We start from the raw sequence: 12,918 nt of genomic DNA, 5'->3' as shown, positions 1-12,918 counted from the left end.
ATACATAAAAAAGTGACTCCATCTCCAATGTGCCAAACTTTATGAAAACATGTAATATAGAGAGTAGATGTTTTCCAGAAGGCAGGTGTTTGTATGAAAAAGACTCTTTTTATATTAATGTCCATACAGTTTTTAGTTTATCTAGGCTTTGGGATTATCATTCCCGTTTTACCCGAAGTCATATTACATCAGAATTATCACGAGATTCATGTTGGCGGTTTACTAACCGTTTACTCCCTGGCTGCTTTCTTCACAGCACCATTTTGGGGAATGCTCTCTGATCGTGTTGGCCGTAAAACACTTATATTAGTTGGGCTAGTTGGATTTAGTTTGAGCTTCTGGCTATTTTCTTTATTTTTTGATTCATTGTTTATGCTTTATTTATCCCGTGTAGTGGGAGGATTATTCTCAGGAGCACTTTACGCAGCGGTAACTGGATTTGCTGCTGATTTATCAGATGAAGAAAATCGCAATAAGTATATGGGTTTTCTCGGGATGTCGATTGGTTTAGGATTTATTTTTGGACCTGCAATTGGCGGTGTACTTGGACATGTTAACTTAACACTTCCGTTTACTGTTTCCGCGTTGTTATTACTGGTAATTTTTGTGTATGCATTTATTATTTTGAAAGAGCCAGAACGTACCGGGGAAGCAAACAAACGCGCTCTTCTTCCCAAAGGTGCCGCAAGTCTTTGGGGTTACCGTATTAAGTATTTATTTTTGTTTTCCTTTATGGTCACTTTTTTACTTGCTGGTTTAGAGGCTACATTCCAATTGTTCCAAATTGAAAGAATTGACATTACACCACTTCAAATTGGTTATTTATTTATGTTTAGCGGATTTGTTGATGCAGCTATTCAGGGAGGTGTCGTGCGTCGTATAAAAAATGGCACTGAAACAAAGTGGCTCTTCTATGCACAAATTTTCACGGCAGTTGGCTTGTTTATGACTGTATTTACAAACAGCATTTTCTGGGCTGGTTTCGCTTTATGCGTATTCACTGCAGGAAATGCACTTGCAAGAACAACGATTGTTTCACTTACCTCGAAAGAGTCAGGTGGACGCTACGGAACGGCAGCCGGGATGGCCTATTCAATGGACAACCTCGGACGAATTATTGGTCCTCTATTATTTGCATGGTTGTTCACCGTTCAACCCGATAATATTTATGTCGTGTCTGGTGTGCTTGCGATCTTATCGATCGGATTGATTTTTGCATTCCGTAATTCAAAAAAAACGTTAAAAGTGTAGAGTAAGATTATATGCCAAGGAAGCGAAAAGTCGCTCCTTGGCATTTTCTATTTCAGTTCAGGATGGGCGGTTCGAATAACGGATGGTCTTGCAAGTATCAATACAGCCACTATTAATAACAGACTCGATACGATAAGAATACCTTCTGCAGGCAGCAAATCATATAAAAATCCATAGATTACCGTTCCTAGAGGCATAAGTGCCATCGCCATCGTTTCTATAATAGAGAATACGCGGCCTTTATAATCATCCTCAATCATCTTTTGCATCATCACCTGCAATGGAGTATTTGTGATGATCATTGCAGATCCGAGACAAAACATTAAAACAGCATAGTAACCGAATGTAACATTGTAGGACATGCTAATGATTAACGGTAAAGCCACTGCTCCCATGAGTACACCCATTATTACTATGCTTCTCTTTGAAAGCAATAAAGGATACTTCACTTCTTTTCTAGTAGAGAAGTAAATAGATAAGAGCAACATGCCTACCGCAAAAGCACCCTCTGTTAATCCAAAATGCTCCGAAGCCACTTTTAGCTTTTCGATTAAAATAAATGAATACCCTACCATATAAGCACCAAATAAAAAATTTATAAAAAGTGAGATCCACACAATTGCTTTCAAAATGGGTTGGTTTTTCAAATAACGCAATCCTTCTTTCATACTTTGAAGCATTGGTTCTTTTTCTTCTCCCTCCACCACTTCTTTACGTTTTGCAAATAAAGTAAAATTCATCGTAGACTCTAAAATCACCGCAATAACGGATGCAGCCGTGTACATAACTAAAAATACTGGCATAGGAACTGTACCATATAATATCCCACCTAATGCTGGACCTCCAATTGCAGCAAATGAAATCGACATTTGGTTCAGGGACATAGCTTTTTGAATTCTTCCTTCATCCACTAATCCTGTAATGGATGAACTAAAGGTGACACTAGAAAACGTAGAAGCTAACGATAATATAACAGTCGTAGTATAAATCGCTACTAACGACAAATCAGCCCTTAAACTAACAATAAGTAGCCCGCATATAGCTAGAGTCGTTGCAATTTGTGCTACAATGACAATCATTTTTCTCGAATATCTGTCCGCAGCATATCCTGCAAATGGCGCTACTAAAGTTCTTGGCAAAATACTGCAAATCAAATTCAATGCAAAGTTTGAAGCGGACCCAGTCAACTGTAAAATATAAAAACTGATAGCGAAAGCATACACTTGTGCACCAAAACTAGAAATCATTTTACTAATCGTAAACGTCCACAAATGATAGGTAGCCCTTTTAAGCTTTTGCACTTCTTCCATTTTCATTTCCCCTTTGAAATGTTTAATATAATTAAACAAACAATACCATAGCATCACTTCCATTTCAATCAAAAGTTTAATATAATTAAACTTATAAAATGAGGTGTATAACATGTCAACTTTAGGAGAGCGAATTCGCAAACTAAGAAAACAACAAAAGATGACACTAGAAGCTCTTGCGGGCACAGAGCTCACAAAAGGTATGCTTAGTTTAATCGAAAATAACAAAGCAAACCCTTCCATGGAAAGCTTAAATTATATAGCCGGACGACTAGACGTGGATATGACCAGTCTTTTAGAAGAGGTTAGTAACCTCGAATTAAGGGAGATACTTGAGAAAGCCGAAATCCTTTTTAGTACGAACTATGAAGATCTGACAACTGAGCATGAGCAATTGATTGAGTTAGTAAAACCATACGTACCTAAGCTTATACAAGGATATGAAGCTGCTCGTTTACTGGAAATGTACAGTCGCTGTTTAGCTTTTACTAATAATAGTGACTCCGAACATCTATTAAAACGAGTTGCAGTAATGTATGAACAATTAAACTTAACTACAAAACGGGCAGACATAGGGACATCCCTTGCCGTTATTCCATATCGAAAGCACCAATACCAGAAGTCACTGGACATACTTCTTGGAGAACGTGCAAAACTGGAAGCAAATCCGTTATGGATAGACCCCCTCTCTCGGTTGGACTACGACTATTTAGAAGCTACTTTATATTTTGCTGTTGGCAAATACGAAGAAGCTATTCAGGTAATGGAAAAAGCAATTCAGTATTCGAACAAACATAAAATATTTAAACAAGTGGATAATTTATATAGATTGGCTGCTGCACAAGCGATGATGGCGGAAGATGAGATAAAAAAGGAGTATTATTTAAACAAGCTTCTTGCATATAGTGAATTTGCCGATGATGAGGATTCGAAAATCTTCACTTATTATGCTGCAATCCATTACTTAACCTCTTATAAAAAAAGATACGTAGAAGCAGATCATTTATTCAATACACTTTCGATTAAAGGTATAAACAAAAAACTATTCACGCCTTTTTTCTTACTAGAAAGAGGAAAAATATTATACGGTTTGGGGCAATATGAACAGGCTATTGATAAATTACAGGAGGTTGTCATTCCAGATGTTCTTCATCATCCTATCGATTTATCCATCTTCTATGAAAAAGATGCCTATATAGCTTTATGCTACCTAGAGCTAGGTCAGCAGGATAAGGCAATGAAAGCAGTACAAGTTGCTTTCGATAATATCAGTAAAATGCCAGACACACCATATAAAAAATATATCGAAGAAATTTATAAAAAAGTGTGGTCTCCCCATCATAACTGACTGAGAGACCACATTTTTTCTATATCGATCTATTAATCTTTAGGCATCATTTACTCTGAATGGTACGTCCGATAATTATCCATCCAATTTGTAAACTTCGACCAAGCATCTTCAAAATCTGGTTGAATACAGGAAACCTGTAGCAATCCTCGTTCTACTAAATAATCACTTTTATAATGAAGATCGAAGCCGGACATTCGTGCATCCTCAGCTAAATGAGGAAAGACATTTTCCTGCCAAGTAATAATCATCGGGTAATGATTATCCGCTAATAGTTGGATTTGCTGCTTCTTCACTTCTTGCTCGATGAAATTCATCCGATTTTTTAACAGTGTATATCTTGCACCCTTTTCATAAGCTTTCAGTGCATTTTCTAAACTTTGTACTAGCTGGGAGGACATCGTAAATGGGATCATTTGACTAGCAGTTAGACCAATATCTAAATAAGCTGGAATGTTATCGCTCGTTACAATCTCCGAGTTTGAAAAGACGAATCCTAAACCACTCATGGTTCCAATAGCTTTTCCACTGACTCCAGTAGCTAAGTACACGCCATCCATTGAAAATGGTAAAGCGCCAAAAGAGCTTACACAATCTGCACAAAGCGACACATTATATTCTTTGCACATTTTAGCGAATGCTTCCAGATCATTTAACATTCCCGTAGAAGTTTCCCCGTGCACCATTAATAACCAACTATAATTACCAGTTGCAAGTTCTTTTTCAATTTCCATCTTATCAAATGGTGTCCCCCACTCATAGGCTTGTACCTCAAAAGCAAGCCCCCATCTACCGGCCTGCCTTTCCAAGCGTTCTCCAAATGCACCATTTGTAAGTATTAGCCCTTTCTCTCCTAATACATATAATTGGGCAATCATCGCTTCGTTCGCAAGCGTCCCACTTCCGGATAAAAGATGTACATAGTCTGCCCCACTCATCCCCAAGAGTTTATTCTTCACTCGTTCTAGCATCACTTCAAATGCATGCGATCGATGGGATATTGGTTTTTCTAGAAATGCCTGTTGAATCAGTTCCGTTTGTTGAACAGGTCCCGGATAAAACGAATATCTTTTTTGCTTAAACCGGGCAGCAACGGAACGGTCAAATCGTTCTCTTGTCAGCACCATTGGAACAAAAAGGGCATCCCCTGTCCCGACGGTTTCTGCAAAAGGTTCAAAACCTAGCTGATTATATAATTTTTGTTCACGAATAGTTCCAGATATAACAGCAGCCCCGTATCCGTTCTCATACGCATAATCAGATAATGCACGCGCTAAATAGTAAAATACTCGTCCATTTCGATGAGCCTTATCGACTGCCATTAGACGCACTTCGCACAACAGTCCAGTAAGCGCATCTTCCGGAAGCAAATCCTCTACTGGTCCAAGCTTTAAATCTAAGGAAAAAGGACGGATTGCACGAAATGCAACCATCCCTGCGAGCTCCTGATCCTTTAGCACAATAACATACACATTTTCATGATGAAATGGATCCACCCTCATTCCGCTTGGATCCGGTTCATGCTGCGGTATTTCTTCTACAAACGTTTGATAATTTAATCTAGCAATCGCTTCAAATTCTTTTTCTGTCCTTGCAATTTTACACCAGTACATCCCAAACACCCCTATCTATTCACTAGAATGGTATCGTTCTGTCCTTTTTTCTAGTAAAGTAATGCCAATCACTATTAGCAATATTGCTAATAGTATCATCATAGATATATACGAAAAGACTCCACCTAAAGTTTCCCCATAAATGGTAACTCTTTTTAAAGCTTCCATTCCGTAATAAATAGGAGATATCCATTTCATCGCAAGCAGTCCTTCTGATTGAACGATTTCTAATGGCCAGTATGCCCCGCCAATCATTGCAAAAGCAACGGCAAGCAAAGAAATAATAACGCTGCTCTGACTAACGGTTTTCACAAGTGAAATAATAAACAACGAAAACGCCATGACGAGTAATACATACACACTAGAAATAATGACCACTTTCCAGAATCCACCATACATATTTGTACCAATGATGAAGCGAAACAAGAAAATGACTAACAGCATTTGTATAAGTCCAATAAGATAACTAAAAGATAAATGACCGAAATACAATTGAAATTTACTTATAGACGCTAGCTTCAAACGATTCCATATCCCTGTTCGTTTATCCTCTAATATAAATTGGACGTTGATCGAAATTGTATAAAAGACAAAATAGAGCATGAAACCAAAAAGACTTTGAAGTGCTCCGTCATATCTAAAAACTTGGGACTCATCCATGGATGACTTTTTCAATAGAAATGATGGTTCTTCCGCCATGCTTTTTTCTACTTCTTCCCACTTACTCTCTCCAGCATTGGTAACTATCTGTTCCTGAAAAGAAAGCTCGTTATAGATAGTTACTACTTCAAGAGACAGCATTCTTACGATGTCCGATTCGGTATCTGCTAAAACAGAATACGTTTTTTCATGAAGCTGTAATCCGATTTTGTCCCTCTTTTCTTTCATTACTTCTTGCAATTCTGCCTCTGATAAAACGGTAATGGAATAGTCATCCTCATGTTGTAGCCTTTCCAAAACCTTATTACTCATATCCGTGTTATCCGTCGCGACTAATAAAGTTACACTACTACCGACGCCACCGCTTAATACATACGCAAAAATAACAGTCATAACCGTCATTGAAATAAGAACGAGAGGTTTTCGTTTCAAGTTTTGCAATCTTGCCAGCCATATTCCTTTCACGATGTCACCCCTCTTTTTGGAAATAAAACAATGGATAGCAATATACAAATAACAAACCATCCATACAAAGTGAACATATAAGACCAAATAACTTCTAATAATTGTCCTTTTTGAATCGCTAAAATAGCGCTCATTGTTGCTCCATTAGGCGTAAAACTCCCTATATTCGCAAGCAGACTAGATACGTCCCCTATGTTAAAAAACGAACCTCCTAAAAAAGCGAATATGGAAACTACTAAACCACTGAATATATTTGCAACTCCTTCTGATTTCGTACGAAGTTGCAATGTCGTGAGTAAAGCAGAAAGCCCCCCGATAAATAAACTAAAGCTTAACGCGATTAAAGCCATTCCTTCTAAACCAATCCAGTCAATACCTAACACAAATTTACCGTATAACAGGATAATGACTTGCTGCATCAGTGCAATAATCATTCCTGTTATAAAAATAGAAAAAGCATATAGTGTGGCGGGTACACCCGCTAAAAGGATTCGATCATATACTTTCCACTGCACTTCCTGCAAAGCAAAGCCCGCCAAAAACGTCGGTATATAAAGTGCAAACATCACAAGCATTCCAACTGTGTAATAAATCGAAGCAGGAATTTTTCGTTCACTTCCTTGCAACACCTGTTCAATCCTTTCAACCGCTTGCTCATTTTGCATTACTCCATCAGCTGGAATTCCAGCTTTCATTAAAGCAAGCGATTTAGTGAAACCACTTTGCCACTCTTCGAGCACCGATTGAATAATCGAAGCGCGTATTCCATTTTCTTGGCTTAAAAACAAATCCATATCAGGGGTTTCCTGTTCATCTAAATAAGCTGATTTTATGTAATTAAAACGAAAGTCTGCAGGAATCACTAAGATGCCATCGATTTCTTTGTCTTTTCTAAGACTATCGAGTTCAGTAGATTGCCTACTTTCCTTCGCAATATATTTACTAATATCTTTTGAGTCCAAAATAGATCCTTCTAAAATTGAAATAGGATCATTGCTCTTGAAAACTTGAAGTAAGGCCTCGAGAGCAGGTCCGCTAACTCCCTCTTCTTTCAACCAACTTTCAATAGACGCCTCTTCCTGTTCCCAGCTCGACTCATCTATTAGTACAAGTTTAGCCTGAATAGCTGCTTCTTCCTCACTATTCATCACACTAGCGAGAGCAGTAGAAAGAATGGTAATGAGCACAACAGGCATCACGAGCAAAATAATAAGCGGCTGTTTGTTACGCAGCAACATTTTCATCTGTTTTCCAATTAAACTGAGTAGCATCACAGATTCTCCCCCTAATCCCTCAATGCTCTGCCTGTCAAATGTAAAAATACATCTTCCAGAGAAGGAACTTTCACAATCGCAGAAGTAATCGTCACTGCATTTTCTGCTGCAATTGCAAATATAGTCGCCAGCGGCTCCTCGTTTTGAGGCATTGTAATTAATAGTATTTCATCTTCTTTGCGAATATTAGCAGTTGGAAAATGCTTTTTTAGCGCCGCCTCGAATCCCTTTGATAGGACATGTGCTTTTAATTCGATGGTTTGATTGTCCGAAACTAGTGATTTTAATGTTTCTTTCGTGCCGTGGGCAATGATTTCACCTTGGTCCATAATATAAATCTTGTCACAGAGAAGCTCTACTTCTTCCATGTAGTGGCTGGTGTAAAGTAATGTCATGCCTTCTTCGACGAGCTGTTTGACAGTATCTAAAATATACGCTCTCGATTGCGGGTCAATCCCAACTGTCGGTTCGTCCATGATTAATATAGATGGATTATGTAAAAGAGCAGCTCCAATATTTAAACGACGCTTCATACCACCAGAAAATGTTTTCACTATATCGTTTTTGCGGTCAGCCAAACCGATTTTCTGTAATATTTCTTCGGTGCGTTCTACTAGTAATTGTCCTTTCAATCCATAAATACGTCCAAAAAAGTGTAGGTTTTCTTTTGCAGAGAGCTCTGGATACAATGCAATTTCTTGTGGAACTACACCTAGCGTTTTACGGAGAGCCTCTGGATTTTTATTGATGGATACGTTATTCCATAACACCTCACCACTTGTCGGCATTATTAAAGAAGATAACATGGAAATAGTTGTAGACTTCCCAGCACCATTCGGACCGAGTAACCCAACAGATTCTCCTGCCTCCAGCTGCATGTTAACTTTATGAACCGCTTCTTTTGTTTTGAATTTCTTGTGAAGATCAATCGCTTGTAGCATTTATCCAACTCCTTGTTATGCATATTTAGTTAAATTATAGCAAATTATTTTCCTAATATTGAAAATCCGTACGTTAAATTTATGTAAAGTGTAAGGAAATTATTTAGGAAGGGCTGGATAAAATGTAGATGACTTTGAAATGTAGCTTGTTGCCCAAAACTCCCACAGAGCAGTATAGGAAAACTGCGACGTAGGTGGTTGATGAAGTGTCCGCTAGATTTTCACTGCAGGTCGGACGCTTTCCGCCGGGTGTGCGATGAGCCATTCCCTCCGCTTAGGGCGTCGTTGGAATGTCTCATTAGCCCACTCATCCGGCAGGAGTCGCCGCCTGTAGCGAAAATCAATAATAAATTCTTTTTATTTATTATCGACTTACTAGAAACAAAATTATTAACAGTTTTTCACAAAACAAGTTAACTTGGATTGGGATTGCAATAATAATAGAGCATTAAATAAGATTACTTTTCTCTAAAGTTCCGCTTGCTCGGCTTTGTTATATTACACCATTTATTGGCACTTAATAGTTAGAAAATCTCTGAAGAAGTTTGATTAGTTCTGTTAAACAGTGACGCCAATTATGTAGCCTTATCCTTATTGGATTGTAGCGAAAGGGTGGCGACTCCAGCGAGAAAAGCACGAGCTGAAAGCCCCGCAGGAGCGTGAGCGACGAGGAGATTGAAGCCGTGCCCGCGGAAAGCGTCCACCCTGTAGCGAATATCCCAGTGGTCACCTAATAAAATTTCTTACTTCGCAGTATATCTATACTGCGCATGAGGTGCTGATAATCTAATTTACTAGCTTAGACATATTGTTGCAGAACATTTTCTAATGCCAGAGATACTTAATAAAACACAAAAAACCGTCCTCGAAAGGACGGCTTTTCGTATTTCTATTAAGCTTCTACTGATTGTGTTTCTAGCGGTGCGTTATATACGTCTTTATCTAACTCACCGGTAATTTTTGCTGTAGTAACTCCTGCTGTCATTGAACCACTTACGTTTACTGCTGTACGACCCATATCGATTAATGGTTCTACTGAAACGAGTAAACCAGCTAAAGCAACAGGTAAGTTTAAAGCAGATAGTACTAGAATTGCGGCAAATGTTGCTCCGCCTCCTACACCTGCAACACCAAATGAACTGATGGCAACAACTGCTACCACTGTTAAGATGAACATCGGATCTAAAGGATTAATCCCTTGTGATGGTGCAATCATAAATGCAAGCATTGCTGGATATATACCAGCACATCCGTTTTGCCCTATAGACAAACCAAATGATCCAGAGAAGTTAGCTACTCCTTCTGATACACCTAATTTGTTCGTTTGTGTATTAATATTAATAGGCAATGTCCCTGCGCTTGAACGGGAAGTAAATGCAAAAAGTAATGGCTCTGCTGCTTTTTTCAAATAAGTTATTGGATTTAGTCCAGATAACAAAATAATTAGTAAGTGCATGCCAAACACTACTGCAAGTGCTACATAAGAAGCTACCACAAACTTACCTAAGTTAAATATTGCCCCAAAATCAGAGGTTGCTACTGTTCTTGCCATAATTGCTAAAATTCCGTATGGCGTTAAACGCAATACAATTTTCACTACACTCATGACAAGTGCATAAACTGCATCAATACCCTTTTTAATAATCGTTGCATTATCTTTATCTCTACGCGAAACCCCTAAATAAGCGAATCCTAAAAATGCTGCAAAAACAACTACCGCTATAGTAGATGTAGAACGTGCTCCTGTGAAATCTAAAAATGGATTTGCAGGAAGTAATTCAATTATTTGCTCAGGAAGCGTTTTATCTGCTACTTCCGCGGAACGTCCTTCATAATATTCTGCACGAGCTGATTCTGCATCTCCTTGCACAATTTGATCTGCATTTAAATCAAATATTGCAGCTGAGCCTATACCTACAAGTGCTGCTATTGCTGTCGTACCGATTAAAATACTTAAAATGATTGCCGCCATTTTCCCGAAGTTTTTACCAATAGTAATTTTCGTAAATGCCCCCAAAATTGAAATAAATACTAATGGCATTACAATCATCTGAAGAAGCTTCACATAACCTGTTCCAATTAGGTTATACCATTGTACAGAGTCGGCCAATACTTCTGAAGTTGCTCCGTAAATAAAGTTAAGTGCTAAGCCTAAAGCAATCCCTAGCCCTAACGCTGTAAATACTCTTTTTGAAAAAGAAACATGTTTCTTTTGCATTATGATTAATATTCCAACGAAAACCAATAAGGCTACCACGTTAAGAATAATGAATAATAAATTCACCTAAAATACCTCCCTATTTAACTCTTAACATATAATAATTCTTTTATTCCTATTGGTCAAGTGGGTTTTTAAACTAAATTGCATCGTCAAGGAATTCAAATACTCTATTTCCCCTAAAAGAAAGGCAATCGTAGTTTAACAAATCCAGCGGTAAGGGTATTATTCATTCAAGCACTATAGGCATCCGGCGCAATTCAATAGATGTCGCTATTACGCCAAAATGTAGTAGATATTTGCTTTTCTTCTTTCTTTTCGTTAAATCGGCTATACTGAAGATAAACTTCATTTTAGGGGGTGTTACTATGGCAGCAAGCGTTTATAGCCTACTCGTTTCCGGCATTCTTATTTTAAATATCTTCCTTGCTATTGCATTAATATTTTTGGAAAGGCGGGACGCTTCTTCCACATGGGCTTGGATTATGATTCTGTTTTTTATCCCTATTGTAGGATTCGGTATCTATTTGTTATTTGGAAGAAAGTTACGTAAAAAGCATTTGTTTCGATGGGAAGGAAAAAACAAAATCGGGATTGATAAGCTGATCGAATTCCAAATGGAAGCTATAGAGGATGACTCATTCGATTTCCGTCTAGATGATGCTAGTCATTATAAAGAGCTTATTATTATGCATTTGCATAATAACCACGCAGTCTTAACACAAGACAACGATGTAGAAATTTTTACGGATGGTCGTAAAAAATTCGATGCGCTCCTACATGATTTAGAAAATGCGAAAGATCATATTCATATTCAGTATTACATTTTTCGTTTAGACAACCTTGGGCAGAAGATTTACCAAGTACTTTTAGCAAAAGCAAAACAAGGGGTAAAAGTTCGAATATTATACGATGATACAGGATCCCGTTCCTTAAGGAAAAGACATTTTAAAGAACTAATTGATTTGGGTGGAAGAGTGGAAGCTTTCTTTCCTGCCATTTTACCTCTCATTAATCCTCGGATGAATTATCGTAATCACCGAAAAATAGTCGTAATTGACGGACGTATTGGCTATATTGGGGGATTTAATGTGGGGGATGAGTATTTAGGATTAAACAAAAAGTTTGGATATTGGCGCGATACGCATTTACGGATTGAGGGAAGCTCCGTTCATCCGCTTCAAACACGTTTTATACTGGATTGGAACCAGGCTTCCGCTGAACATGATATAGAATACTCCGATATCTTTTTCCCGGCTATCCCTTTAAAAGGTTCTGTCGGTTTACAAATCGTTTCGAGCGGTCCGGATTCCGAATGGGAACAAATTAAAAATGGATACTTAAAGTTAATCATGATGGCTAAAAGGTATATTTATATCCAAACTCCATACTTTATCCCGGATGCTAGTTTTATGGACACATTACGTATTGCCTGCTTATCAGGTATCGATGTGCGGATCATGATTCCAAACAAACCAGACCATATTTTTGTTTATTGGGCTACTTACTCCTATGTTGGAGAACTTATAAAAGCTGGGGCAAAAATTTACATTTACGAAAATGGATTTTTGCATACAAAAATGATTGTAATTGATGATGAAGCCTCTACTGTAGGGACAGCTAATATTGACGTTCGAAGTTTTAAGTTAAATTTTGAAGTGAATGCATTTATTTATGATCGGGAAACTTCTCATAAGCTAGCTGAAATTTTCGAAGAGGATATGAAAGTATCAACCGAGATGACATGGGAGATTTACGAGGAACGAACTAAAATGATTAAATTTAAAGAATCACTGGCACGATTGCTATCTCCAATATTATAAAAAAGAGGTTTCCAA

At 37.9% G+C, this 12,918-nt stretch carries 9 protein-coding genes; 3 read left to right on the top strand and 6 right to left on the bottom strand.

Annotation, left to right across the window (positions count from 1 at the left end; translation table 11 throughout):
* Nucleotides 1-93 precede the first annotated feature (93 nt).
* A complete protein-coding gene (locus ACIP9W_RS12710) occupies nt 94-1,251 on the top strand; it encodes an MFS transporter (RefSeq protein WP_400789901.1) in 1,158 nt (385 codons plus the stop codon).
* Nucleotides 1,252-1,298: 47 nt separating this feature from the next.
* On the opposite strand, the gene ACIP9W_RS12705 is transcribed toward ACIP9W_RS12710, so the two are convergent.
* A complete protein-coding gene (locus ACIP9W_RS12705; RefSeq protein WP_400789899.1) occupies nt 1,299-2,561 on the bottom strand; it encodes an MFS transporter in 1,263 nt (420 codons plus the stop codon).
* Between the two features lie 112 nt (nt 2,562-2,673).
* Between ACIP9W_RS12705 and ACIP9W_RS12700 the strand changes: the two genes are divergently transcribed.
* Nucleotides 2,674-3,909: a helix-turn-helix domain-containing protein gene (locus ACIP9W_RS12700; RefSeq protein WP_400789896.1), complete on the top strand. Its 1,236-nt coding sequence runs from the start codon at nt 2,674-2,676 to the stop codon at nt 3,907-3,909.
* 50 nt (nt 3,910-3,959) lie between these two features.
* Here the strand turns inward: ACIP9W_RS12700 and ACIP9W_RS12695 are convergent, their stop codons facing one another.
* From ACIP9W_RS12695 to ACIP9W_RS12675, 5 genes are all read right to left on the bottom strand, one after another.
* A complete protein-coding gene (locus ACIP9W_RS12695) occupies nt 3,960-5,522 on the bottom strand; it encodes a GNAT family N-acetyltransferase (protein ID WP_400789893.1) in 1,563 nt (520 codons plus the stop codon).
* A 15-nt stretch (nt 5,523-5,537) separates the two neighbouring features.
* Nucleotides 5,538-6,647 (bottom strand): ABC transporter permease, encoded by a 1,110-nt coding sequence (locus ACIP9W_RS12690; RefSeq protein WP_400789891.1) that lies wholly within the window; start codon nt 6,645-6,647, stop codon nt 5,538-5,540.
* Nucleotides 6,644-7,918, bottom strand: coding sequence for an ABC transporter permease (locus ACIP9W_RS12685; protein WP_400789983.1), 1,275 nt, complete (start codon nt 7,916-7,918; stop codon nt 6,644-6,646). The genes ACIP9W_RS12690 and ACIP9W_RS12685 overlap by 4 nt, the downstream gene beginning before the upstream one ends.
* A 14-nt stretch (nt 7,919-7,932) precedes the next feature.
* On the bottom strand, nt 7,933-8,862 hold the full coding sequence (locus ACIP9W_RS12680) for an ABC transporter ATP-binding protein (RefSeq protein WP_400789888.1): 930 nt from the start codon (nt 8,860-8,862) through the stop codon (nt 7,933-7,935).
* An 892-nt stretch (nt 8,863-9,754) separates the two neighbouring features.
* Nucleotides 9,755-11,080, bottom strand: a complete 1,326-nt coding sequence (locus ACIP9W_RS12675) for an L-cystine transporter (RefSeq protein WP_400789981.1) — start codon at nt 11,078-11,080, stop codon at nt 9,755-9,757.
* Between the two features lie 368 nt (nt 11,081-11,448).
* On the opposite strand from ACIP9W_RS12675, the gene cls reads away from it, so the two are divergent.
* Nucleotides 11,449-12,903: a cardiolipin synthase gene (cls, locus tag ACIP9W_RS12670; RefSeq protein ID WP_282241274.1), complete on the top strand. Its 1,455-nt coding sequence runs from the start codon at nt 11,449-11,451 to the stop codon at nt 12,901-12,903.
* The last annotated feature ends 15 nt before the right edge of the window (nt 12,904-12,918 follow it).

The organism is Psychrobacillus sp. NPDC093180 (genome assembly GCF_044754065.1).
Classification (GTDB): Bacteria; Bacillota; Bacilli; order Bacillales_A; family Planococcaceae; genus Psychrobacillus.
This window is presented reverse-complemented; position numbering and strand designations above follow the sequence as displayed.

Coding starts and splice junctions, on each gene's coding strand:
- ACIP9W_RS12710 (WP_400789901.1), top strand. CDS start 94: ATGAAAAAGACTCTTTTTATATTAATGTCCATACAGTTTTTAGTTTAT.
- ACIP9W_RS12675 (WP_400789981.1), bottom strand. CDS start 11,080: ATGCAAAAGAAACATGTTTCTTTTTCAAAAAGAGTATTTACAGCGTTA.
- cls (WP_282241274.1), top strand. CDS start 11,449: ATGGCAGCAAGCGTTTATAGCCTACTCGTTTCCGGCATTCTTATTTTA.
- ACIP9W_RS12695 (WP_400789893.1), bottom strand. CDS start 5,522: ATGTACTGGTGTAAAATTGCAAGGACAGAAAAAGAATTTGAAGCGATT.
- ACIP9W_RS12705 (WP_400789899.1), bottom strand. CDS start 2,561: ATGGAAGAAGTGCAAAAGCTTAAAAGGGCTACCTATCATTTGTGGACG.
- ACIP9W_RS12680 (WP_400789888.1), bottom strand. CDS start 8,862: ATGCTACAAGCGATTGATCTTCACAAGAAATTCAAAACAAAAGAAGCG.
- ACIP9W_RS12700 (WP_400789896.1), top strand. CDS start 2,674: ATGTCAACTTTAGGAGAGCGAATTCGCAAACTAAGAAAACAACAAAAG.
- ACIP9W_RS12685 (WP_400789983.1), bottom strand. CDS start 7,918: ATGCTACTCAGTTTAATTGGAAAACAGATGAAAATGTTGCTGCGTAAC.